The sequence below is a fragment of the Arthrobacter sp. StoSoilB5 genome (assembly GCF_019977235.1).
Taxonomy (GTDB): Bacteria; Actinomycetota; Actinomycetes; order Actinomycetales; family Micrococcaceae; genus Arthrobacter.
On the sequence record NZ_AP024646.1, the window covers coordinates 4266574 to 4289572 of the forward strand.

Below are 22999 nucleotides of genomic sequence, written 5' to 3' on the forward strand. Positions count from 1 at the left end.
ACCATGAAGCTGACGACAAAATCACTCGCAGTTATCGGCATCGCATTCGCGGGAACTCTAGGACTCGCACCGGCTGCGTCAGCAACAATCCACCCCATCGTCGAATCGTTCGACTGTGCCAGCCAAACCGCTTTTGATAACCATCCATTGGGAGACGTTGCCGAGGTTCCGGGCGTGACCCCAGGATATGGCAACCACTCCACCAACAGTGATCTCGCGTCCCTGTCAGCCACGACCAAGGGATTCACCGATTTCACAAGTCCAGCGTGGTCTGACTTCAAGCTCAACGGAACCTGCGGCCAGGTTGGCCGCTAGGTGGGAAGGAGCGCGACCCCTACTGGGAGGGGTCTCGCAACAATCGCTTTATCCGGTCTTTACGTGCCGCAGAAGGTCCGGTAGGGGCCGAAGCTCTCCGGCGCAGGCGCGGCGTACTTTTCCAAGCCCGGGCGCTCGCTGTACGGGGAAGCTACTGCTTCGATCAACCGTTCCGTCGGGCCCATGTCCCCCTCTGTTGCCGCAGTGAGCGCTTCTTCCACCAAGTGGTTGCGTGGGATATAGATCGGGTTGACCCGGTCCATGGCGTCAGCATCCGGCGTCACAGCCTGCCAACGTTCCAGCCATGCATCGAACGCTGCCAGGTCAAGGATCATGCGGCGGGCGGGTTCAACCTCCCCGCGGGCTGCCTTACTGAGGCTTTGGAAGAACGATGTGTAGTCCGCCCGTGACTCCTGAACCAGCTCAAGCAGGTCATCCACCAAAGGTGAGGCAACGCCGTCGTCAATTACCTCAGGTAGCCCAAGCTTGGCCCTCATGCCGTTGAACCATGTGGCGCTGTACTGCTCGCGGAACCCGTTGAGTGCCTCGACGGCAAGGGTCACCGCCTGCTCCTCATCCTCGTGGATGAGAGGCGCGATTGATTCGGCGAAACGGGCAAGGTTCCACTCCGCAACCAGCGGTTGGTTGCGGTAGGCATAACGTCCTGTTTCATCGATGGAGCTGTATACCGCTCCGGGGTCGAAGCCTTCCATGAAGGCGCATGGACCGTAGTCGATGGTTTCGCCAGAGATTGTCATGTTGTCGGTATTCATGACACCGTGCACGAATCCGATGAGCATCCACTGGGCCACCAGTTTCGCTTGGACCGATATGACGTCCTGGAGGAGGCCAAGGTACCGGTTGGCTTCCGCTTCCGACGACGGGTGGTGGCGTTCGATCGCGTGGTCGGCAAGGCGGCGCAACAGATCCATGTCATTGGTGGCCCTGGCGTATTGGAAACTGCCTACCCGCAGATGACTGCTGGCAACCCGCGTCAGGACGGCGCCCGGCAGGAGAGTCTCGCGCTGAACCGGGCGGCCCGTCGCGACGACGGCAAGGGACCTCGTAGTGGGAATGCCCAAAGCATGCATCGACTCACTCACGATGTACTCGCGCAGCATGGGACCAACCACCGCCTGGCCGTCACCGTTCCGGGCAAAGGGCGTCCGGCCCGAGCCCTTGAGGTGGACGTCGCGGAGCCTCCCGTCAGCGCCGGCGATCTCACCCAGCAGGAGGGCACGCCCGTCCCCCAATCGGGGTGAGTACCAACCGAACTGGTGTCCCGAGTACGCCTGAGCCACGGGACTCGAGTCCTCCGGGATGGCATTACCGATCAGCAGCCGTATACCCTCCGGTCCCTGGAGAAGAACCGGATCAAGACCAAGCTCGACGGCGAGGGCCTCGTTGAGCATGAGAAGCTGCGGGTCCGGAGCCTCCTCCGCCCGCCAAGGAATAGCCATCTCGGGCAAGTCCCGGGCGAAATAGCCCTCAAACGTGATAGTGGCATGCGCAATTTCGCTCATACCCAAGGATATCGATGTGGGAAGGGGTGCCGCAGGGAAGGAGGAACTTAGATCATTCCACCGCGCGCGCCGACGATCAGTTCCAAGGACCGGAGCACAGCGAACGGGACAACGCCGCTGGTGCGCGGGTTTTGCGGCGATACTTTGTTGCGGATTTCAAAGCGGTAATTCCCGCTGTTTCCTGAAGCCTCGATCAAGTGCGTAGTAAGCTCGGCCGCCGGGTCGGCTCGTACAGACACAGCCACAGAGTCCCAGTCGTCTACCGCCAGGGCGACGGCGGCTGCCACGTTGAGCGACTTTGGAAACAATTGTGTGGCTCGGGCGGCGGACCCAGCAAAGATCTCGATGGGGCCGGCCGTCTTCCGAATGCGATCAGCCTCAACCTCGTCCATCCACGGCTGAATCAGGGAACCCGGGAGCTTGGTTGTGGTTATCCTGACGGCGTCATAGCCCGTTGCGCGGGCGCCCGACGCCAACAGATCCAGGCCACCTATGGAACCCGAGGTCAAGAAAAGCCTGCCAGGGCCTGCGGAGAGCAATCGCTGTGAGAGGTTAGGGTCCGCAAGCGCCCCGAGCGATGTAGCGAGCAGATCTACGCCCGCAGAAAGCACAGCCTCGCCATGCTCGATCAGGGCCTCCTGGCCCGCACATTCAACCAGCAGGTCGCAGCGCTCCAACGCCTCTGCTATCTCCACCTGCGCCGCCGGCGCGTTTTGTATGGCCGTGCGGCTGATGATTGCCTCAAGGGTGGCCCCCTTGACTTTTCCAGCGGCAATGTCAGCAGCGACACGAGCCCCAATGGCTCCATGTCCGATTATTCCGATCCTGCGGGTTACCGGCTTCATTCGATTCCTTTATTGACGGAGTGGATGGACGATCGGTGCAATGATCGTCCAGACGTGCAGCCCAGGTTCGCCAGCAGGGGAAGCCTTTGGGTCATAGGCGATGATCGAGGCCTCAGCATTTGTCACCAGCACCGCCAGCCGATCTCCTCGTGGTCAGACCGGCGAGCATATTGCGCTGATGCCACCAGGGCAGATTACTTCAGTAGTCATTATCTTATTGCTGAGATGATTTCCGGGCAAGACTTCATTTTGGTGAGAGTGATGCGTCTGGAAGATCGGCCAGCGGTGAATGTGGCCTATCCGATTCGGCGCGCTAACTACTTAGGCGTGTACTCATGACAAGCCCTCAGGTGGTTGCGGGTGCAATGAGACCCCAGGCGATGTGTTCGAGAATTTCCTGGATGCCTCGGATGTCCCGCAGGAATGGAGTGCGGACAACGCTGCTGATCACGTGCAGGGCCGCTTTCACCCGGGTCCTGACCACCTCTTGATCGGCACCCGGGTAAACGTCCTCAACCAGCGAGGCCAGATCGGTGACGTAGTCGCCCTGCGCCTCCATCAAGCTCTGCAAGTCCCGCTCGGGAAGGTGCGGACGTTCAGACACGGCCAATTGCAGGAATTCCGGGCTGCCCAACGAGAAAGCAATGTACGACGAAAGAATGCGCTGGAGTGCCTCAGATGCATCAGCGGCTTCAGAGAGAGCCCGCCACATGTCCATCCACCGCACCTCTGTGGCGCGATGCAGTGCTGCGGCAAGCATTTCCGCCTTGCTGTCGAAATGGCGGTAAATGCTGGGACCCGCGACTCCAACTTCGGCGCCGATGTCGTCAAGACTCACGGCTTCAAACCCAAACGCGGCGAACTGTCGGATTGAGGCAGCCAGCAGTGCCTCACGGCGGCTGCGCGGCATGGCAATCGACGCGCGCCGGTGATTCACCGACGCTTCAATCGGGGGCAATGGCATGACGAGTACTGTGCGGGCGAGCGTGGCCAGTTGGAGTTCTTCATCCACCCGCGAGAGCCGGTTAGGGTTCCACGACACACTGATCATCACAGCAAACATGGCCCAAGCCCGCAGGTCAGCCTCGGAAGCGGGCAGCGCATAGCTGCCGGACTGCAGTTTGCTGCTGATGGCGAACTTGACGCCGCTGGCAATATCGAAGCGGGTGGCAGGCGGGAGGTGGCGGGATTCACGCTCCCACAGCACGCCGTTTTCCCGGTGCTGAAGAACTGCCCGGCCCAGCGCCGTGACCAACTGTTCGAGGTCGCCGTCCGGGGCCTGGGTAACGCTATCCAAAACGGGCTGCAGGCTTGCCACAACTGCCTCGCGAAGCAGCTCGCCCTTGCTCGGGAAATGTCGGTAAAGGGCGGATGGCTGAACCGCCATCGCTTTGGCCACATCGGTCATACTCACTTGCGCGTATCCCTTCTGCGCGAAGAGGTCACCCGCCGCAGCAAGTATCAGCGCGCGCCGGTTCCGCGGCCTGGTGCCACGCTCCGGGGCGATGGAGGACTTGTTCATGCTCATGATATTAGTCAGATTCACTTATTGCGCAATAGCCCGCCACGTGCCAAAGTTTAAGAACAACCCGCGAAAAACTGCAATTCACTTACGGATAGCCAGTTGTCGCCAGATAGCAGTGCCTCACCGTAGCGGGAAACCCGAAGGTTCCCCGCATTGCGAGCACCGGCCGGAGCATCCCGGCGGCCGATGCGTATTCACTTACGGGACGCCAGGTCGGCGCACTAGACCCAGAGAAACACCTGCCGCAACCCAAAGCACCGTCCCAAACCAAAGCACCGTCCCAACCCAAAGCACCGTCCCGTGACAAAGGAGTCCCACATGAAACGACGTGCAATAGTCGCTGTTGCTGCACTTTGCGGCTTCGCCAGCCTGACAGGCTGCAGCACCGGGAGTGACACCCCCAATGCCTATGCCGTCAAGACGGACATTCCGACCGCAGCGGCAATGGATCCGGCAATCATCGACGCCGCCTCCAAGGAAGGCTCGCTGCTGGTTTACGGCGAGGCGAATGAGGCGTCCATGAAACCGGTCCTGACTGCTTTCCAGAACCAATATCCGGATATCAAGACCAGCTACATCAGCCTGGGTGGAACAGAGAGCTTCCAGCGGTACCTCAACGAGAAGGCCACGGGCGGAAAGACTGCGGACGTCATTGTCAGCCTCCAAGGCGCGAACTTCCTTGATCTGGTCAAACGTGGTGACATCCAGGACTTCACACCACCTGCTGCCGCGCCGCTGCCCGACTTCGCGAAACTCGCCCCCGGGGTCTTCGCAATGGAACTGAACCCTGTCATGGCACTGATCAACACCACCCTCCTGCCCGAATCCGAACAACCCGATTCCCTTGAAGCACTCGCCAAGCTGTCCAGTGACCCCAAACTCACAGGCAAGATCGTCACCTATGACGGCACTACGGAGTTTGGCTACACGGTTAATCACGCATACATAGCCAAGGCGGGAGAGGCTGGTTGGAAGGTTTTGGAGCAACTCGGACAAAACACCAAGGTCGAAGCCAGTGCAGGGCCGATGTACAACAAACTCCTGCAGGGTGAGTACACCATGTCCTACTTCCAGTCCGGCGCTACCCGGCCACTCATCACCGGCGCTGCCGCGAAGGTGCTGAACTACAAGTTCTTCGCAGATGGAACACCCTTCATGCCCCGTGGTGCCGGAGCGACCACCGGGGGCAAGTCACCCAATGCGGCCAAAGTGTTTGTGAACTTCCTGATTGACAAGGCCGGCCAAACGGCCGGTTGCGCCGGTGGGTTCGCACCCTACCTGGACGGGGTGGACTGCCCAGTGAACTTGGCCAAGGTAACTGCGCAGCTGGGTGCGGAGAACATCAACATCGCCAAGTGGGACCAGGCCCTGGTTACGGATGCACCGGCCTTCAAGAACCGCTGGAAAGAAGCATTCGGGCGATGAGCAGCTCAACACTCACAGGCCCCAAGGCACCGTCACCGCCGCCCGGTATAGGGAATATCAAGCGGGCATGGCTGCCGGAGAGAGCCATCCACTACGGCGTCTGGGTCCTCGCTGTCCTGTTGATCCTCGGTCCGATCGTGCCGATCGTCTGGTCTTCGCTCTGGTCCACCCCGCTCTATGAGTCCGGCGGCAACGGTACGCTGGACAACTTCCGCAAACTGGCCACTGATCCCCTCTGGTGGTCAGCCGTCGTCAACAGCCTGCAGTTCGCGGTCTTCGCCACCATCGGCTCAGTTGTGGTTGGAACCACCGTGGCCTTGTTGGTAGCCCGCACCGACGTCCCGTTGCGGAGGATCTATTCAGCCCTGATTGTCCTGCCTTTGGTCCTGCCTGGACTGGTGCTCATCGTCGGGTGGCAGTCGATGTGGTCGAAGAACGGATACGCCACCCATCTGCTTGAGGAGTACACACCCTTCACTGTTCCCTTTGACCTCTACAGTGTTGCAGGAATGGTGGTCATGGGTACGGTCCTTGGCTCGCCGGTAGTCTATCTCTTTGCCCGGGGGACACTGTCGTCAGGCGATTCGACACTCGAGGAAGCCGCCCGCTGCGCTGGCGCTAGTCCCCTCCGCGCCTTGTTTTCGGTGACTCTGCCGTTGCTGCGCCCGGCGTTGCTGAACTCCGGACTGCTGGTCTTCGCGTTGGCGCTGGAAACGCTGGGTATTCCGCTCATCCTTGGTACTTCAAAGAACATCAACATGATGTCTACTTACCTGTACCGGCAGTGGACCGGAAGCGCCGACGCCGGTGGCGGAGTTCTGCCTGCAGGAGCCGTCATGTTGTTGCTCGCCGTCACTCTGTTGCTGTTGCTGCGCAACCGCTTGGCCGGTGACCTCGCCCGCTTTACCACGACCGGTGGAAAGTCATCCAGACCGGCGAACGTTGTTAGGTTGGGCCCCTTCGGCTGGCTGCTGTCCGCAGTCATCGGAGTTGTTCTGGGCTGTGCAACCCTGGTGCCGCTCAGCGGGGTCATTCTCGCCTCTGTCACCGCCCTTCTGACCCCGGCAATCAACCCGTTCAGCGTGCTGACACTGGAGAACTTCTCAGCGATTTTGACCAACCCGCTCTACACCGGAGCGATCGGCAACAGCTTGTTAATTGCCACAGTTGGCGCCGCCATTGCCACCGCTTGCATTTCGGTCATCGCACTGGTTGCCCACCGTTCCAACTTTCGGTTCCGCGGATCCTTGGAGCACATCGTGCTGTATCCCCGGGCCGTCCCAGGCTTGATCACCGGCATGGCCTTCTTCTGGACGTTTGCCATCCTGGACCACTCCGGGACCTTCAGAGCCACACTTTGGGCGGTCGGAATCGCCTTCGGGGTCCGCGCGCTCGCCATGGGCTATGCCGCGTTCTATCCATCGCTTGCCGCGCTGGGTGCGGACCTCGACCGCGCCGCACGCTCGGCCGGGGCGGATTGGTGGACGGCGATGCGCACCATCATTCTCAGCCTGCTAAGGCCGGCCATGGGCATCTCATTTGTCCTGCTGTTTGTAGCAATGCTCAACGAAGCCGACGCCGCAGTTTTCCTGGTGACCCCCGAAACCCAGGTTCTGGGACTGGCCATGCTTCAAATCGCAGCAAATGGCCTCGGCGGCACCGTCGCCGCCCTCGGAGTCATCCAACTCGTCATCACCGCAGCTGTCCTGGGCGCAGGACGCATTCTGTTTGGAGTTCGCCCTAATGTCTGATCTGGTTATCACCAATCTCACCAAGAAGTTTGGCCGTCTGACGGTCCTGGACAACGTGTCGGTGACCGCTTCCGACGGGCAGATCCTGACGTTGCTGGGCCCAAGCGGCTGCGGCAAGTCCACAACACTCTGGTCCATCGCAGGACTGCTCAAGCCGGACGGCGGCAGTATTGTTGTGGGCGACCAGACCCTGTTCAACAATGATTCCTCCGCATTCCTGCCGCCGGAACGCCGCGATTGCGGCGTTGTTTTCCAGTCTTATGCCGTGTGGCCGCACATGAAGGTCCGCGACAACGTCGGCTATCCGCTGCGGCTCCGACGCTACAAGTCCGAGGCACTCCGCCGACGCGTCGAGGAAGTGCTTGAGCTGGTTGACCTCGCCGATCATGCAGACCGCTATCCGCATCAGCTCTCCGGCGGCCAGCAACAGCGAGTGGCGCTGGCACGCGCGTTGGCATTCCCTCCGCGCTTGCTGCTCCTCGACGAGCCGTTTTCCAATCTTGATGCCAAGCTACGGGAACGCACCCGCGATTGGTTGCTTCAGTTACAACGCAAGATTGGCGTCACCACGGTTTTTGTGACCCACGATCAAGACGAAGCCCTGGCAATGAGCGACAAGATTGCGGTCATGTCAGCCGGAACCGTGCGCCAAATTGGTACGCCGGAGCAGATCTACAACGATCCAGCCGATCTCTTCGTTGCCGATTTCGTTGGCACCAGCAACCTGCTGGAGGGAACAGTGATCGCCCGCTCAAAGGGGATCGTGACGATCAAGATCGACGGGCTGGACCAAGCGATCAACGTACCATCCTCGATTGGTTCCGACGGCGTCGTGGTTGCCGTTCGGCCGGAAGCGCTGGCGTTGTTGCCTGACGATGCATCGTCTGACGGCTACGAAATGACTGTCAATGGACCCGTCCTCGAGAGGTCATATCACGGCCATCACTTCCGGTACAGGGTAGGCGTCGGCGAGCAGGCCCTGGTGGTCGAAACCCGCGAGCGCACGGACTCCTCCCACGTGCGTGTAGGCATTCCACGGGACGGCTACAAGTTGTTCCAGCCCCGCACTGCCAAGCTACCCAAGGCCGCACATTGATTCCCGTCGGGTCAAGCTACCCCATCAGGATCGATCTGTTCAGCGACACTATTACCCGGCCAACAGAGGCCATGCGGCGGGCCATGGCAAACGCCGAGGTTGGGGATGAACAAAAGGGTGAAGACCCCTCCACCAACGAGCTGGTTGCCCTGGCACGGGAGCTTCTGGGCAAGGACGAGGCAGTCTTCCTGCCATCAGGGACGATGTGCAACCAGATCGCCTATGCACTGCACTGCAGGCCCGGCGATGCGATTCTTGTTGACGAGAGCGCGCACTCACTGTGCCATGAGGAAACCGGGGCCCCCGCCTTGGCCGGAGCTATGTACAGGCCAATCAGGGCAGATCGTGGCGTGTTCTCGGTTGCCCAGCTTGAAGCGGCACTCCGCCCTGAGGGCAGGTCATCGGCCAGTAATGCGGTGCTCTCCATTGAGCAGCCGTCCAATCTCGGAGGCGGCACCTGCTGGTCGCTGGAGGGCATCACGTCTGTGACGAATGTGGCACGGGCCCACCGGATCCAAACCCACATGGATGGCGCCCGCCTGCTCAATGCGGTGGTGTCCACCGGCGTATCGGCCCACGACTTTTGTGCCCCGTTTGATTCAGTCTGGCTGGACCTCAGCAAGGGCCTGGGCGCTCCAATGGGAGCTGTGCTGGCCGGCGACGCTGATTTCATCAATGAGGCGTGGCGGCTCAAGCAACGGTGGGGTGGCTCCATGCGTCAATCAGGCATTGTGGCGGCAGCGGGTACTTTTGCCCTCCGCAACAACGTGGACAGGCTGGCAGATGATCACGCGAATGCCCGCCTGCTGGCGGAGCTGCTTGCCGCCAACCCTCACATTTCGATCGACCCGCTAACGGTTCAGACAAATATTGTCCTCTTTGACCTGGTCGATTTCCCCGTCACCGCAGCAGCGCTGGTAGACCGCCTGCTTCAGAAGAGCGGGGTCCGCATGGGCGCTTTTGGCCCGTCCACGATTCGTGCCGTCACCCATCTCGATGTTGACGCGGGAGACGTACGCCTCGCCGCTGACGCGCTCAGGGAATTGCTGGACGAAACCTACTCGATGCACGTAAGCAAAAGGAGCAACTGACATGACCATCACCTTTGACGTGAGGGACCGACCCCTACCGTATAGCGTCAGCCGGGCTGCCCGGACAGGTGACGACGTCACCGTACTGCTCAATGCGCGTGTTGTTGATCCCGAGTCGGGTACGTCAGGTTCCCTGAGCGACGTGTGGCTCCAGGCAGGACAGATCTCCCGCATAACTCATGCCGGCAGTGAGCCGGGCATGGGCAGCGTCCTGGATCTCAAGGGCAGTTTTGTGGTTCCCGGACTGATGGATGCCCATGTTCACCTGGCCTTCGATGGCGGTGACGATCCGAAGGGAACTTATCAGAGCAGCAGCGATGATGAGATCATTGCGCAGGTTGTGGCAAATGCGCGGATTGCGCTTCGTGCCGGGACAACCACTGTGCGGGACTGCGGGACACCCCGGCATCTGCTGGCCCCCATGAGGGCAGCTCTCGGTATGGTTTCGGACGTCGCCACAGTGGTTCATTGTGGTGCGCCCATCTGCCGCGTGGGCGGGCACGGTCACGACATGGGCGGCGAGGTACGCACCCGTCACGACATCGAGACCATCATCGCCGAACAGCACGCGGCCGGCGCCACCTGGATCAAGCTCATGGCCAGCGGCGGCGGCTTGACTCCCGGAACCAGTCCCAGCGTCTTTGAATTCGACCCCACGCTGCTCCGTGAAGCAGTGGTCATCGCCGGCTCCTATGGGATGAGGACTGCGGCCCATGCCCATGCCAGTTCCTCGATGGCGGCGTGCATCGAGGCAGGCGTGCACTCGTTGGAACACGCCTCCATGCTCGGGCCGGATGAACAGTGCGTGCCCGATCGCGAGCTGTTGCGCCGGGCGGCAGATGCCGGGATCCCCGTTGTGCCGACCGTCATTTCTGCAGACATCGTTTCCCGGCAATTGCGGGAGGGCCACCAAGTGCTGTCCAACCCGAAGGATCGCAATGTGGTGGCGCGATTGGAATCGCGGTTTTCCAACGTGACCGAGTTCCTCCATTCCGGTGTGTCGATCGTGGCAGGCACGGACGCAGGCCCTGCGCACGTCACCTTTGATCTCATTGCCCGCGAGCTGGAACGCTATGTCGACGCCGGACTGGCAGCACAGCATGCACTGAAGTCTGCAACCTGTGAAGCCGCCGACATGCTCGGCGTGGAGAAGGAAGCGGGTCGGATTCGACCCGGCCTGTGGGCCGATCTCATTGTCACGGAGGCGGACCCCCTTCAGGACATCACCACTCTCGCCATGCCTGTTGGGGTCCTCAAACGTGGCCGGCTGATCGCACAGTAGCCACTCCCACTGCGGCCTACGGCCACTTCGCACCCACCTGACCACCACACCCATTAAGGCAACCAATGAACCTGAGCCCAGTCAGCGATGACCTGGCGGCGAAGACCGCCTCGACCTTCGACGACCCCCAACTGGACGCACTTGCTGCGATAGAACGCCGAGTCCTGTGGCTTGCGACATCCATAATCCACCACGCAAACAAGGTGCGGCCGAACGCATCCGGCATCAAGGTGGGCGGCCATCAGGCCTCGAGTGCCTCCATTGCCACGATCATGACCTCGCTCTGGTTCGGGCAGCTTCGCGCCGAAGACCGTGTCTCTGTGAAGCCTCACGCCTCGCCGGTGCTCCACAGCATCAACTATCTGCTGGGTAGCCTGGATGAAAAGTACCTCACAACGCTGCGCGAGTTCGGCGGGCTGCAGAGCTACCCCAGCCGTGCCAAGGACCCGGATCCCGTTGACTACTCAACAGGCTCAGTCGGGATAGGGGCCACCGCGCCCATCTGGGGTGCCATTTCGCGGCGATACATCGAAACCGTGAGCGGCACACCGAATCGTGGGCGCCAGTACTCGCTCGTCGGCGACGCGGAATTGGACGAGGGGGCCGTCTGGGAGGCCGTGCTGGACTCGAACGTTGCGGATCTTGGTGAGATCGTCTGGATCGTAGACCTGAACAGGCAGTCCCTTGACCGGGTGGTGCCAAACATTGCCGCAGGCAAGATCGAGCGTCTCTTCGCGGCGGCCGGCTGGCAGGTCATCACCGTGCGCTTCGGGCATCTCTTGGAAAATCTCATGGCCAGGACGGGAGGCGAAGCGCTCCGTCAGCGCATTATTGACATGTCCAACCCCGAATACCAGCGGCTCCTGCGCTGCTCCGCTGAGGAACTGCGCCGCCGGCTCCCCGGTGAGGGCGCAGGTGGCGCGGCCATCGCGGAACTTATTGCCGGCGTCGAGGACCAGACCCTGACACAGGCCATCAGGAACCTGGGCGGGCACGACCTTGCCGCGTTGCGCGAGGCATACTCCCGGATCGATGACACCCGTCCCACCGTCATCATCGCCTACACCGTCAAGGGCAACGGACTGCCCACCGAGGGCCATCCGCAGAACCACTCCTCGCTGCTGACCATCGATCAGTACCGCCAGCTAGCAGACAGAATGGGCGAAAACCCGGACTCACCGTGGACGCGGTTCGATCCCGTGAGCCCCGAGGGGCAGCTGGTACGAACCATAGCGGAAACCCTCCGGCGCACCCCTGAACCTGCTGTTGCCCCGCCCGCAGTACCGTCGGATTTCGGCAGGACGCCCTCAGGCACGGCGACCACGCAGGCAGCCCTGGGCCGCACCCTGCTGGACGTCACCCGTGCAGCGCCCGCCGTCGCCCGCCGACTGGTCACTGTCAGTCCGGACGTAAGTTCCAGCACCAACCTCGCCGGCTGGCTGAACAAGGTGGGCGTATGGTCTGTGGAAGAGCGCCCCAACTGGTTCAGCGACGACACCGAAACCGTCATGCACTGGCGTGAAAAGCCCACTGGACAGCACATCGAACTCGGCATAGCCGAGGTGAACCTTGTCAGCCTTCTGGGGGAACTCGGCGCAACATGGAGCCGCTGGGGCCAGCCACTGTTCCCAATCGGAGTACTCTATGACCCGTTCGTCGAGCGTGCCCTGGAACCATGGGCCTACGGCATCTACGCCGGCGGCCAGTCGATCCTGGTGGGCACACCCTCGGGTGTTACGCTCGCACCCGAGGGCGGTGCGCACCAGTCCATCAAGACGCCGTCCATCGGCCTGGAACAACCCGGCTGCACCAGCTACGAACCGGCCTTCGCCATCGACGTCGAGTGGACGCTGCTCGCCTCCATGTCCCAACTCGGACGACCGGACGGAAAATCCGCCTACCTGAGGCTGTCCACAAAACCCGTCGATCAGCAACTGGCCGCCGTCCCGGAAGATCCCGCCGCCCGTGAGCGTCGCCGTCGCCAAGTGGTCGCTGGTGGCTACATGCTGCGCACGGCCGCGACACCGTTCGCGACGATCGTCGCCATGGGCGCCATGGTCCCGGAAGCGGTTGCAGCCTCCGAGCGACTCGCCGCCCAAGGCATCCCCGTGGACGTCATATGCGTGACGAGCCCCGGTCTGCTCTACGACGCACTGCAGGGCCGCAATGGACAGAACCCGGACGCACCGTCCTGGATCCTGGATCAAATCCTGCCCTCCGGGCGCGCCGTCCCTATGGTCACCGTACTCGACGGCCACCCCCACACGCTCGCGTTCCTCGCCAGCGTGCATCACGTCGAAAGCCGCAACCTCGGCGTAGACACCTTCGGCCAGGCGGGCGGCCTCGAGGACGTCTACCGCTACCACGGGATCGACACCGACAGCATCCTCCGCGCCGTCCTGGATTTGGTCCAATGACAGGGACTCGGGATCACCCCTTGAAAACCGGCGCCCGCTTTTCCTGGAAAGCGCGGAAGCCCTCGGCGTAATCGTCGGTCTTGCAGAGCCGCGCCTGCTCGGTGTTTTCCTCGGACATGGATGCCCACAGGCCAAGGCGCTGATCGCGGATGTGGGCAACGAGTTCCTTCGAGGCAACGAGCGCTCCGGTGGCACCTGTTGCCACCCGTTCCACGATCGCCCGGGTCATGGCCAGCAACGCGTCGTCGGGCATCGCGCGGCTGAACATACCCTGCTCCACGGCCTCCGAACCGGAAATCAGGTCGGCCGTATAGATCAGGTCCAATGTCCGGTGCATGCCCAGACGCTCGGTGAAGTACCAGTGCCCGCCTGAATCCAGGGTGGCACCCAGCTTGGCAAAGGGCGAACCGAACTTGGCATTCTCCGCCACGTACACAACGTCCGTAGCCAGCAGCAACCCCAGCCCGACACCCAGGCAAGCACCATGCGCGGCGGCAAAGGTGGGGGCCGGGAACGCAGCCATCTTCTTCAACAGCGGCTCCACCAGGCCGCCAAGGTAAGCCTGTGCGTCGTCGGTCTCGGGCGTAACACCTGCGATGTCGCGGCCGGCACAGAAGGCGCGTCCCTCCCCGCGAAGCAGCAGGGCCCGCACCTCGCCGCGCGAGGCGGCGGCAGCGGCGTCGTCGTACGCTTTATCGAGTTCGGCGAGCGCGTCCTCGTTAAGCGAGTTCAGCTTTTCGGGGGCATTGAGGACAATTTCGGCGATGCCGTTGGCAATGGAGAGCTCGATCATGGGGACTCCTTAGACGTCGAAGTCGACAGTAACTTCTTCGCTGGTGGGGTGGGACTGGCAGGTGAGGACGTAGCCCTTGTCCAGCTCGTCCTGCTCCAGGGCGTAGTTCTCATCCATGGACACCGTACCTGTGACGAGCTTGGCGCGGCAGGTTCCACAGACGCCGCCGGCACAGGCGAACGGAACATCGGGACGGACACGCAGCGCAGCGTTGAGGATGGATTCGCGCGCATGCGTGGGGCTGGCGACCTCGCCGGTCAAACCGTCCAGTTTGAACGTGATCTTGTAGGTTTCCTTCGACTCGTCCTCCACAACGGGACGGCCGGCATTACCCTCAGGGCGGTCCGGCCGGCCAGTGGTGAAAAGCTCGAAACGCACGTGCTCGGGCTTCACGCCGCGGGCAGCGAGGGTGTCGCGGCACAGCTGGACAAGCTCGAAAGGCCCGCAGAGGAACCACTCGTCCACATCCTCGGCGTGGATGGCGCTGCTCAGCAGGGCCTGCAGCTTCTCTGAATCGATGCGGCCGGTCATGAGCGGGGCGATGCGCTGCTCGCGGGACAGCACGTGGTGCAGCGCCAGCCGCGATGGGTACTTGTCCTTCAGGTCCGCCAGCTCCTCCAGGAACATGACGTCCATGGCCGCTTTGTTGGCGTAAATCAGGTCAAACGTGGTCTCCGGGTGGGCGGCCAGCAGGGTCCGGGCAATCGCGATCACGGGCGTGATGCCGGAACCTGCAGCGATCGCAACGAAGTTCCCGGGCTCCCCCGCCAACTCTTCCGGGTGGTTCATGGAGTTCATGACGTTGTGCTGGACAGCGGATCCGTCTTTGCCGTGCCGCGAGATGAACGCACCCTGCGGGCTCATGACGTCCAGGACGTCGCCGGCTTTCAGCTCAGCGTTGGCCCAGGTGGAGAAGGTTCCGCCAAGGTCCTTCTTGATGGCCACCCGGATCTCGCTGCTGCCGTCCACGAAACTGCGCGGCTCTGCGCAGATCGAGTAGCTGCGGCGGACCTCGTGCGGCTCACCGTTCTCGTCGGGCAGACTGGTCCGCAATGCCACGTACTGGCCCGGCAGGTAGTCGTACTGACCGGCCAGCTCGGCGGGAACCTCGAACGTGACCTCTATGGCATCATCCGTAAGGCGCCGGACTTCCGAGACGGTCAGGGTATGGAAAGACGCACGACGGCGGCTGGCCGTCTGGGTTTCGGTGGTCATGGAATTCCTTAGAGGACTTTGAAGTAGTCGAACGGTTCCTTGCAGTCCTGGCAGACATACAACGCCTTGCAGGACGTGGAACCAAAGCGGGTGAGTTCCTTGGTGTTCAACGACGAACACTGCGGACATTTCACGGCCAGGCTCAAACGAACAGGACCGGAGTGCCCACCGGCGGCAGCCCTGCCCGTCGGCGGCGCTATACCGTATTCCTGCAGCTTGGCCTTGCCGGACTCGGTCATCCAGTCCGTGGTCCAGGCCGGAGAGAGCACCAGGTTGACGTGCACACTCGCGTAGCCTGCGTTCTCGAAAGCCGTCCGCACGTCGTCACCAATGGCGTCCATCGCCGGGCAACCCGAGTACGTGGGCGTGATGGTGACCTCGACGGCGGTACTTGCCGGGCCGCCGTCGCGAGTATCTGCTGCTTCTGTGACCCGCACGCCGCGCAGGATCCCCAGGTCCTCAATGGTGAGGACCGGGATCTCCGGATCGCAGACGGTGGACGCGATGTCCCAGGCCTGCTGCTCGGCTTTGGTGAGAGTCCGTGTTGCCATGCTGTTCACCAGCTCGCGCCGGGATGTTCGCGGGCCAGGACCTGCATCTCGGCAAGGATGTAACCCAGAAATTCGGAATGCTTGCCACGGCGGCCGCCGCCCAAGGCTTGTGGGACGCCCGGGATCTCCAACTCAGCTTCGGCCATGATCTGGCCAGTGAGGCGATCGAACTCGGCGCGGAGGCTTGAAGGCTGCACCGTCACGCCAGCCTCGGCCAGGCGGGTGGTGAGCTCATCGTCTTCGAAGAGTTCGTCGACGTACGGCCACACGAGCTTGAAGCCCTGGATGATGCGCGCGCGGGACTCATCCGTGCCGCCAGCCAGGCGCAGTACCCACTGGGCGCTGTGGTCGCGGTGGTAATCCACTTCCTTCACAGCCTTGGCAGAGATGGCCGCGAGGGTGGGGTCAGCGGACTCCATGAGCCGGGTGTAGAGCTCGTACTGGTAGTAGCTCACGATGAACTGGCGGGCGATGGTCACCGCGAAGTCCCCGTTGGGCTGCTCGAAGAGGTGCGCGGAACGGAACTCGTGCTCACGGCGGAAGTACGCGAGATCGTCCTCGGACTTGTCCCAAGCGGCACCCGCGTACGTCAGGAAGGAGCGCGCGTGGCCCAGCTGGTCCAGGGCGATATTGCCCAAGGCGATGTCTTCCTCAAGCTCAGGAGCCCGGGAAATCCACTGGCCCAGGCGCTGTGCCAGGATGAGGCCGTCGTCGCCAATGCGCAGGGCAAACTCGGCTACGTCCTCGCTGGGCTTGACGTGTCCACGCCGTACTTCAAGGGCGATGTCCTCAGGGCGGAGGGCGTTTCCTGGCGTGATACGGGTGGCGCTGGCCGAACCGTCACCGGAAGCTCCGGCTCCATGAACGCCCACGGAGATATCGCCGTGGCCTTCAATGGCGAAGTCAGTGTCTTTGTCAGTCATCACAGGTGCTTCACGCCTTCGCTCTTGGTGTAGTACGTTGCGTGGCGGTAGTCCTTGCCCTGCGGCGACTCGAAGAAGGCACCCTTGGAGTCGGGATCGCTGGAGGAGATCGCCTCGGCCGGGACAACCCAGATGGACACGCCTTCATTGCGGCGCGTGTAGAGATCGCGGGCATTCCTGAGGGCCATAGCGGCATCAGGAGCGTGCAGGGATCCGGCGTGCACGTGGGACAGGCCACGGCTGGAGCGCACGAAGACCTCCCAGAGGGACCATGGAGTCTCGTGGTGCTGCTGTTCGGCCGGCGTGGTGGCCGCAACGTTGGGCGCCTCGCGCTTGATCTCGCTGGCGGCGCTTGCCGGTTCTTCCGGGTTACCGTGAGGAGCCATTATGCTGCGTTCTCTTTCTGTGCTTGCTTGCGGGCGTAGGCAACGGCGGCTTCGCGTACCCAGGCACCGTTTTCGTGTGCCTCACGGCGGCGCTCGATGCGCTGCGAGTTGCAGGGGCCGCGGCCGGCCAGTACTTCCTTGAACTCATTCCAGTCCAAGGGTCCGTGCTCCCACTTCTTGGTTTCTTCGTTGAAACGGATGTCCTTATCGGGCAGGGTCAGTCCGAGGACCTTGACCTGCTCCACCATCATGCCGACGAACCGGCTGCGCAGTTCATCGTTGCTGAAGCGCTTGATGTTCCAGGCCATGGACTGCTTGGAGTTGGGTGAATCATCATCCGGCGGGCCGAACATCATCAGCGATGGCGCGTACCAGCGGTTCACGGCTTCCTGGGCCATCTGCTTCTGGGCTGGTGTGCCGTTGGAAAGTTCCAGCAGGATCTCGAAACCCTGGCGCTGGTGGAACGACTCTTCCTTGCAGATGCGCACCATTGCGCGGCCGTAAGGACCATACGAGGCACGGCACAGGGGAACCTGGTTGCAAATGGCGGCGCCATCCACAAGCCAACCGATGGCTCCCATGTCCGCCCAGGAAATTGCGGGGTAGTTGAAGATGGACGAGTACCGGGCCTTGCCGGCAATCAGGTCTTCCATCATCTTGTCCCGCGTCTGGCCCAGGGTCTCGGCGGCCGAGTACAGGTAGAGGCCGTGGCCTGCCTCATCCTGCACCTTGGCCATGAGGATGGACTTGCGCTTCAAGCTCGGGGCCCTGGTGATCCAGTTGGCTTCCGGCTGCATACCGATGATTTCCGAGTGCGCGTGCTGCGAGATCTGGCGCAGCAAAGTCTTGCGGTAAGCCTCCGGCATCCAGTCGCGCGGTTCGATGCGCGAGTCTTCCGAGATGATGCGATCAAAGTACGCCTTACCGGCCGCCTCCCGCTCCTGCTCTTCCGGGGACAGCTCAGCGGGCACTGATTGCAGATTCTGCGATGCCATGGTTGCTCCTAATAAATTACCGACCGTTCGTTCAGAATATGCGGAGCGGGCGTTTTCAGTCAAGCGTTCGATGAGATAGCAGGGACTCAATGCAAGGGCATTGGTCCGGCCGGGCGCTGTTGACAGGGTGGTTACTGTTGCCCGTGTTAACTTGGGATGGGACCTGAGCCGTTCAAAGCCCCGCAAGAAAAGAGCCGCACGTGGAATCGCCCCAGCCGTTTAGAATCCTCACCGTCTGCACAGGGAACATTTGCCGCTCCCCTGTGGCAGAACGGCTGCTGCAGGCAGGGCTCAACCACGCAAGCCCGGGTTCCTTCGAGGTTCGCAGCGCTGGTACACGCGCCATGGTCGGAGAGCCGATCCAGCCCCTATCGGCCAACATGATCAGCACCTTCCGCGGAAGCCCCGACAACTTCGCGGCCAGGCAGCTGAACCAAAAGATCCTTCGGGAAACCGACCTTGTACTTGCTATGACGTCCAGGCACCGGGGGGAAGTCCTCCAGCTGGATGCCTCTTTGTTGAAGCGAACGTTCACCATTCGTGAGTTTGCGAGGATGCTTGCCGTTCTGGAGACGCGTGGTGACGTTGTTCCTGCGGGCGACATCGTGGAATTCTGGCGGGCTCTTCCGGCCCGGGCGGCTTCCGTGCGTCACTTAGCGCTGCCGGCCGATCCTGCAGACAATGACGTGGTAGACCCCTACCGAAGAGCGGAAGAGGTCTACCACCAAATGGAGGATGAGCTGGCCCCGGCCATCTTAGGCATCCTCCGCTTTGCTCGCCTTACGGCGCCGGCCTAGTCAGCCCTCCTGCTAATTGAGTCCGATCACCAACATCTGGCTCGTACCTGGGATGCATGTCTGCAGGACAACCGCGGGAAAGCCGCCGAAGACAGCCGCGACATTGTTAGTAGTTCCGGGGTTCGGCACTTGTCCCCTTCCGGTCACGGTGTAAGTGCCGTAGCCCGGGATGTTAACCGTCTGTCCCACACCGATGCCGGAGAAACGTGCCCAACCTCCACAGAAGTCGTGCTCGGTGATGAACAGTGCGTAGCCATCCGTGGGAGTGAAATGGATGGGTCCAATGCACGCGTCCACCAGGCTTTGGCCTCCGGATCCAGCCACATAAATTGTCCAGCCTGCGGCTACGGGAGCAGCAGCCTGCGCAGGGGCGGCTTGGGCGGGGGCGGCCTGGGCGGGGGCAGCGGGAGCCGGTGCCGGATCGATGAGTGGAACAGCTGGTCCAGTGAGTTTCAGGACTTGGCCGGGCACAATGACGGAGTAGCCGCTCAAACCGTTGGCAGCCAACATCTCGTTCATGTTCACCCCGAACCGTGCAGCTATGGAGCCCACGGTGTCTCCGGCGACGACCGTATAGAGGTTGGAATCCACTGCCGGCGGTGCGGGTTCGGCCGGTGCAGGCTCTGCGGGCGGCGCCGCGGCCACGGCCGGTTCGACGGCGGGAACCTTGGTTTCGGTTGCGGGTGCCGCTGCTGCTTCACTCGCAGCGGACGTGGCTGGACTGGAGTCTGGGGCTTGCGGGGCAGTCAGTTGTTCACTGGACACATTCTGTCCCACATCAACTGCTGGGTTGTTTGCCTGTGAAAAAACCCCAAAAATCAATAGAATTAGCCCTATAACAACGATGATGGCAATTGCGATCATCAGGAATTTGTTTTTGCGCGACCCAAGCAGCAAGGTCCCGCCGGGCGCGCTCTTTGACAGTGTAGTTTGAAGCTCGTCATTGTAAATGTTCATTGGGTATCCCAGAATCCATGGCGTCGGTCTGAGCACGCAGAAGCCCTGTGGGAGGGGCGTATGCGATAGCGCAGAAATGTTGTGGGGAGCGCCACTCGTCACGTGCGAGGGAGCGAACCACCGCTGAGCCGGCGGAACAGAAATTCAGAAACCCTAGGCAACTTAATGCTAGGAATTGGCCATGGGCACCGCACGAGTAGCAGATACTCGTCTTTTTCTTCGGAGCCCGGGATTAGCACTAGGTAGTACGCAAATTTTCCGGAACGCACCACTTGCTTTGGAATCAGGAATGCGAGTAGTCCATTTCCGCTAGTTCTGGGAGGGCCTGACCGTTTCTTGATCTTTTCCTGAGCAAGTGTTGATGGATTGCAGGATTGGTTCTTGATCCGGGCCCGGCAAAGTATTTCTTGTCAGCCACTCAGGGCCGGCAAACGAAACGGCCGGCCGGCAGCGGTGGCCTCCCGAAAGGATATTGATTCCCATGGCCATCAGCCTCAAGACCACCTCCGGCAAAGTCCTCGTTTCCGTCGCATTGCTCGGCACCGCAGCCGCCGTCGCCGGCATGGGAACCTACGGCGCGTTCACCTCCTCCACCTCAGCCAGCCAGCAAACCACCGCCGGCACCGTCACCATCGCATTGGGCACCGGAGCGAACAACACCCTCAACGTCCCGGTGGCAGGACTCCTGCCCGGAGACAAGGTCGAAAAGCTCGTCACCCTGGCCAACACCGGCAACTCGGACCTGAACAACGTCACCCTCACCACCTCCGCCGGCGCCACCGCCTCACTGCTCACCACCGACACAACCAACGGCCTGCAGCTGACCATCGAGAACTGCTCGGTTGCCTGGACCGGCGCTGCAGCCCCCTACACCTGCTCCGGCACCAAGACCACCGTCATGGCCGCCGCCCCGGTAATCACCGCGAACAAAGTCCTGAACAACCTGACCGCCCTGACCGCAGCCAAGACCGACTACCTCAAAGTCACCACCGCATTCCCCACCACGGCGAATGACACCTTCCAGGGCGCCACCAGCACCATCGCCTTCGCCTTCACCGGCACCCAACGCACCGAAACCACCAGGTAACACCAGCCCCACAAAAGCCCCACCACCCCGCTTCAAATCACCCAGCTTCAAAACAGAGCCCCGCCGGGCCTGGTCGGACGCCCCCTGCCCGATCAGGCCCGCCGGTATGCCCGGCGCGCTGAGAAGTCGTTGAGTTTCCTGACTGGTCTGTGGCGACTGACCGGTTTCCTTCACCTGAGGCTCACGCTCCGTTCACGGCGGCCCGAGACAGTGGATCCATGACTGATCTCTCACGCCGCAACCTGGTCAAAACATCCCTCGCCAGCTTGGCCCTCGCGGGCGCTGGAACCGCGGGTGCTGGAACCGTTGGGATCCCGGCCGCATCTGCCGCCCCGGCCAGCATCCCCTTGGTCCGCAAGCGCCTAACTCTCCCCACTGGCATTGCCACCGGCGATGTCACCACCGATTCCGCTGTCCTCTGGTCACGTGCCTCGGGCCCGGGGCGCCTCACGGCCCGCCTGCAAGCAGTGGACAGCGCGGGCGAGATCCTCCGGGGACGGTACGGGTTCAGCCGCACCATCCAAGGACCGCTCGCTACCGACGCCAGTGACTTCACCGCCAAGATCCACGCCAAAGGACTTCCGTCCGGGACCCGCTTCGCGCTTGAACTCAACTTCGAGGACGAGAACGGGCTCGGCGAGGCAGTCAACGGGACGTTCAGCACGGCCCCCGGCTCGTCCGGGAACGATCGCCAAGGCGCGCCTGGAGACGGCACGCGGTCGTCAAACCAAAGCTTCGTGTGGACCGGAGACACCGCCGGGCAGGGTTGGGGCATCAATGAGGAGATCGGCGGCATGCGCGGCTACAACGCAATGCATGCCACGCGCCCGGACTTCTTCATCCACTCCGGGGACACCATCTACGCCGACGGCCCCATCGCCGCCACCGTCACCGAAAAGGACGGCCAGGTGTGGCGGAACATCGTCACCGAGGAAGTGTCCAAGGTTGCTGAGACACTCGGCGAATACCGGGGCCGGCACCGTTACAACTCCCTGGACGCCAATATGCGCGCCATGTTCGCCGAGGTCCCCGTGATCGCGCAGTGGGACGACCACGAAACGCACAACAACTGGTACCCCGGCCAGATCCTGGACGACGCCCGCTACACCGAAAGCAACGTGAACGTCCTCGCGGCCCGCGGCCGTCAGGCCTGGCAGGAGAACATGCCAATCGCGGACTCCGCGGCGCTTTGGCGCCCAGGAACGTTCGACGCCGGCCAGTACCAACCTGCGCGCATCTACCGGAAAATTTCGCGCGGCCCGCAGTTGGAGATCTTCTGCCTGGACATGAGGACGTTCAAGTCCCCCAACACGGACGGCAAAGAACCCTACTCCACGAACATCCTGGGCCAGGAGCAGGTGGACTGGCTGATCAAGGAAGTACGCCAATCCAAGGCGACATGGAAGGTGATTGCCGCGGACCTCCCGCTGGGAATCATCGTGCCGGATGGGCCGGTGAACCAGGAGAGTCTCTCCAACCGGGACAACGGCGCTCCCTTGGGACGGGAACTGGAAATCGCTGGGGTACTGAGTGCTTTCAAGCGGGACGGCGTCAAGAACACTGTATGGCTCACCGCCGATGTGCACTACTGCGCAGCCCATCACTACTCCCCCGAACGTGCAGCGTTCACCGACTTCGATCCCTTCTGGGAGTTCGTGGCCGGCCCCATCAACGCTGGCTCGTTTGGTCCCAACGCCATGGATGGAACGTTTGGGCCCGAAGTGGTGTTCAGCAAGGCCGGGCGTTTCGCGGGCGAGTCACCGCGGGACGGCGAGAACCAATATTTCGGACATGTGGACCTTGCCCCGGACGGCACGTTCACGGCAAGCCTCCGCAATGCCAATGGTGCTGTGCTGTTCTCGAAAACCCTCACCCCGGAGCGCTGACCCAACTGCGTCGCAGTTAATGCCGTTTTGGACGCTCAAAACGCGCTTAACTGCTACTTAGATGGGGGTTTCACAGGACGTCACCTTTGTGTGTTGCCGGTCACTTAAGCGCGCTTTCGGCGTATGCTCTCCTCAGCGC

The 22999-nt window shown here is 62.1% G+C and carries 20 protein-coding genes; 10 read left to right on the forward strand and 10 right to left on the reverse strand.

Annotation, left to right across the window (positions count from 1 at the left end; translation table 11 throughout):
• Positions 1 to 3: 3 nt before the first annotated feature.
• The gene (locus LDN75_RS19285) at positions 4 to 315 is read left to right on the forward strand and encodes a hypothetical protein (protein ID WP_223934306.1); all 312 of its coding nucleotides are present in this window, start codon (positions 4 to 6) and stop codon (positions 313 to 315) included.
• Positions 316 to 374: 59 nt separating this feature from the next.
• Here the strand turns inward: LDN75_RS19285 and LDN75_RS19290 are convergent, their stop codons facing one another.
• The 3 genes from LDN75_RS19290 to LDN75_RS19300 all read right to left on the reverse strand — a co-directional run bounded on the left by LDN75_RS19290 (position 375) and on the right by LDN75_RS19300 (position 4211).
• A complete protein-coding gene (locus tag LDN75_RS19290) occupies positions 375 to 1838 on the reverse strand; it encodes a protein adenylyltransferase SelO (protein WP_223934307.1) in 1464 nt (487 codons plus the stop codon).
• Between the two features lie 47 nt (positions 1839 to 1885).
• Positions 1886 to 2683 carry an aspartate dehydrogenase domain-containing protein gene (locus tag LDN75_RS19295; protein ID WP_223934308.1) on the reverse strand — a complete coding sequence of 266 codons (798 nt, stop codon included), beginning with the start codon at positions 2681 to 2683 and terminating at the stop codon, positions 1886 to 1888.
• A 346-nt stretch (positions 2684 to 3029) separates the two neighbouring features.
• The gene (locus LDN75_RS19300; RefSeq protein WP_223934309.1) at positions 3030 to 4211 is read right to left on the reverse strand and encodes a TetR/AcrR family transcriptional regulator; all 1182 of its coding nucleotides are present in this window, start codon (positions 4209 to 4211) and stop codon (positions 3030 to 3032) included.
• A 315-nt stretch (positions 4212 to 4526) separates the two neighbouring features.
• Between LDN75_RS19300 and LDN75_RS19305 the strand changes: the two genes are divergently transcribed.
• The 6 genes from LDN75_RS19305 (at position 4527) to LDN75_RS19330 (ending at position 13270) form a co-directional block, all read left to right on the forward strand.
• The gene (locus LDN75_RS19305; protein ID WP_223934310.1) at positions 4527 to 5633 is read left to right on the forward strand and encodes an ABC transporter substrate-binding protein; all 1107 of its coding nucleotides are present in this window, start codon (positions 4527 to 4529) and stop codon (positions 5631 to 5633) included.
• Entirely contained in the window at positions 5630 to 7384 is a 1755-nt protein-coding gene (locus LDN75_RS19310; RefSeq protein ID WP_223934311.1) for an iron ABC transporter permease, read from the forward strand. Before LDN75_RS19305 ends, LDN75_RS19310 begins: the two co-directional genes overlap by 4 nt.
• Positions 7377 to 8480: an ABC transporter ATP-binding protein gene (locus LDN75_RS19315; protein WP_223934312.1), complete on the forward strand. Its 1104-nt coding sequence runs from the start codon at positions 7377 to 7379 to the stop codon at positions 8478 to 8480. The genes LDN75_RS19310 and LDN75_RS19315 overlap by 8 nt, the downstream gene beginning before the upstream one ends.
• The gene (locus LDN75_RS19320) at positions 8477 to 9571 is read left to right on the forward strand and encodes a GntG family PLP-dependent aldolase (RefSeq protein ID WP_223934313.1); all 1095 of its coding nucleotides are present in this window, start codon (positions 8477 to 8479) and stop codon (positions 9569 to 9571) included. Before LDN75_RS19315 ends, LDN75_RS19320 begins: the two co-directional genes overlap by 4 nt.
• Before the next feature lies 1 nt (position 9572).
• Positions 9573 to 10853 carry an amidohydrolase family protein gene (locus tag LDN75_RS19325; protein ID WP_223934314.1) on the forward strand — a complete coding sequence of 427 codons (1281 nt, stop codon included), beginning with the start codon at positions 9573 to 9575 and terminating at the stop codon, positions 10851 to 10853.
• A gap of 65 nt (positions 10854 to 10918) precedes the next feature.
• Positions 10919 to 13270: a pyruvate dehydrogenase gene (locus LDN75_RS19330; protein WP_223934315.1), complete on the forward strand. Its 2352-nt coding sequence runs from the start codon at positions 10919 to 10921 to the stop codon at positions 13268 to 13270.
• A 13-nt stretch (positions 13271 to 13283) separates the two neighbouring features.
• On the opposite strand, the gene LDN75_RS19335 is transcribed toward LDN75_RS19330, so the two are convergent.
• From LDN75_RS19335 to paaA, 6 genes are read right to left on the reverse strand one after another with little or no spacing between them, the layout of a single operon-like run.
• Positions 13284 to 14063, reverse strand: coding sequence for an enoyl-CoA hydratase-related protein (locus LDN75_RS19335; protein WP_223934316.1), 780 nt, complete (start codon positions 14061 to 14063; stop codon positions 13284 to 13286).
• A gap of 9 nt (positions 14064 to 14072) precedes the next feature.
• The gene (gene paaE, locus LDN75_RS19340; protein WP_223934317.1) at positions 14073 to 15278 is read right to left on the reverse strand and encodes a 1,2-phenylacetyl-CoA epoxidase subunit PaaE; all 1206 of its coding nucleotides are present in this window, start codon (positions 15276 to 15278) and stop codon (positions 14073 to 14075) included.
• 8 nt (positions 15279 to 15286) lie between these two features.
• Positions 15287 to 15829, reverse strand: coding sequence for a 1,2-phenylacetyl-CoA epoxidase subunit PaaD (gene paaD / locus LDN75_RS19345; protein WP_223934318.1), 543 nt, complete (start codon positions 15827 to 15829; stop codon positions 15287 to 15289).
• Positions 15830 to 15834: 5 nt separating this feature from the next.
• Positions 15835 to 16752 (reverse strand): 1,2-phenylacetyl-CoA epoxidase subunit PaaC, encoded by a 918-nt coding sequence (paaC, locus tag LDN75_RS19350; protein WP_223934319.1) that lies wholly within the window; start codon positions 16750 to 16752, stop codon positions 15835 to 15837.
• Complete coding sequence (gene paaB / locus LDN75_RS19355) at positions 16752 to 17138, reverse strand: 1,2-phenylacetyl-CoA epoxidase subunit PaaB (RefSeq protein ID WP_223934320.1); 387 nt, start codon at positions 17136 to 17138, stop codon at positions 16752 to 16754. Before paaB ends, paaC begins: the two co-directional genes overlap by 1 nt.
• On the reverse strand, positions 17138 to 18133 hold the full coding sequence (gene paaA / locus LDN75_RS19360; protein ID WP_223934321.1) for a 1,2-phenylacetyl-CoA epoxidase subunit PaaA: 996 nt from the start codon (positions 18131 to 18133) through the stop codon (positions 17138 to 17140). Before paaA ends, paaB begins: the two co-directional genes overlap by 1 nt.
• 200 nt (positions 18134 to 18333) lie before the next feature.
• Between paaA and LDN75_RS19365 the strand changes: the two genes are divergently transcribed.
• Positions 18334 to 18930 (forward strand): low molecular weight phosphatase family protein, encoded by a 597-nt coding sequence (locus LDN75_RS19365; RefSeq protein WP_223934322.1) that lies wholly within the window; start codon positions 18334 to 18336, stop codon positions 18928 to 18930.
• 12 nt (positions 18931 to 18942) lie between these two features.
• Here the strand turns inward: LDN75_RS19365 and LDN75_RS19370 are convergent, their stop codons facing one another.
• Entirely contained in the window at positions 18943 to 19887 is a 945-nt protein-coding gene (locus tag LDN75_RS19370) for a LysM domain-containing protein (protein ID WP_223934323.1), read from the reverse strand.
• A gap of 481 nt (positions 19888 to 20368) precedes the next feature.
• Between LDN75_RS19370 and LDN75_RS19375 the strand changes: the two genes are divergently transcribed.
• Both LDN75_RS19375 and LDN75_RS19380 read left to right on the forward strand, forming a co-directional pair.
• Entirely contained in the window at positions 20369 to 20974 is a 606-nt protein-coding gene (locus tag LDN75_RS19375) for a TasA family protein (protein ID WP_223934324.1), read from the forward strand.
• Between the two features lie 218 nt (positions 20975 to 21192).
• Positions 21193 to 22860, forward strand: a complete 1668-nt coding sequence (locus LDN75_RS19380; protein ID WP_223934325.1) for an alkaline phosphatase D family protein — start codon at positions 21193 to 21195, stop codon at positions 22858 to 22860.
• The last annotated feature ends 139 nt before the right edge of the window (positions 22861 to 22999 follow it).

What these genes read in the sequence shown, in the direction of transcription:
- LDN75_RS19295 (WP_223934308.1), bottom strand. Translation starts at nt 2,683, where the DNA reads ATGAAGCCGGTAACCCGCAGGATCGGAATAATCGGACATGGAGCCATT.
- LDN75_RS19285 (WP_223934306.1), top strand. Translation starts at nt 4, where the DNA reads ATGAAGCTGACGACAAAATCACTCGCAGTTATCGGCATCGCATTCGCG.
- LDN75_RS19290 (WP_223934307.1), bottom strand. Translation starts at nt 1,838, where the DNA reads ATGAGCGAAATTGCGCATGCCACTATCACGTTTGAGGGCTATTTCGCC.
- paaB (WP_223934320.1), bottom strand. Translation starts at nt 17,138, where the DNA reads ATGGCTCCTCACGGTAACCCGGAAGAACCGGCAAGCGCCGCCAGCGAG.
- LDN75_RS19315 (WP_223934312.1), top strand. Translation starts at nt 7,377, where the DNA reads ATGTCTGATCTGGTTATCACCAATCTCACCAAGAAGTTTGGCCGTCTG.
- LDN75_RS19375 (WP_223934324.1), top strand. Translation starts at nt 20,369, where the DNA reads ATGGCCATCAGCCTCAAGACCACCTCCGGCAAAGTCCTCGTTTCCGTC.
- LDN75_RS19330 (WP_223934315.1), top strand. Translation starts at nt 10,919, where the DNA reads ATGAACCTGAGCCCAGTCAGCGATGACCTGGCGGCGAAGACCGCCTCG.
- LDN75_RS19380 (WP_223934325.1), top strand. Translation starts at nt 21,193, where the DNA reads ATGACTGATCTCTCACGCCGCAACCTGGTCAAAACATCCCTCGCCAGC.
- paaA (WP_223934321.1), bottom strand. Translation starts at nt 18,133, where the DNA reads ATGGCATCGCAGAATCTGCAATCAGTGCCCGCTGAGCTGTCCCCGGAA.
- paaD (WP_223934318.1), bottom strand. Translation starts at nt 15,829, where the DNA reads ATGGCAACACGGACTCTCACCAAAGCCGAGCAGCAGGCCTGGGACATC.
- LDN75_RS19325 (WP_223934314.1), top strand. Translation starts at nt 9,573, where the DNA reads ATGACCATCACCTTTGACGTGAGGGACCGACCCCTACCGTATAGCGTC.
- LDN75_RS19370 (WP_223934323.1), bottom strand. Translation starts at nt 19,887, where the DNA reads ATGAACATTTACAATGACGAGCTTCAAACTACACTGTCAAAGAGCGCG.
- LDN75_RS19305 (WP_223934310.1), top strand. Translation starts at nt 4,527, where the DNA reads ATGAAACGACGTGCAATAGTCGCTGTTGCTGCACTTTGCGGCTTCGCC.
- LDN75_RS19300 (WP_223934309.1), bottom strand. Translation starts at nt 4,211, where the DNA reads ATGAGCATGAACAAGTCCTCCATCGCCCCGGAGCGTGGCACCAGGCCG.
- LDN75_RS19335 (WP_223934316.1), bottom strand. Translation starts at nt 14,063, where the DNA reads ATGATCGAGCTCTCCATTGCCAACGGCATCGCCGAAATTGTCCTCAAT.
- paaC (WP_223934319.1), bottom strand. Translation starts at nt 16,752, where the DNA reads ATGACTGACAAAGACACTGACTTCGCCATTGAAGGCCACGGCGATATC.
- LDN75_RS19310 (WP_223934311.1), top strand. Translation starts at nt 5,630, where the DNA reads ATGAGCAGCTCAACACTCACAGGCCCCAAGGCACCGTCACCGCCGCCC.
- paaE (WP_223934317.1), bottom strand. Translation starts at nt 15,278, where the DNA reads ATGACCACCGAAACCCAGACGGCCAGCCGCCGTCGTGCGTCTTTCCAT.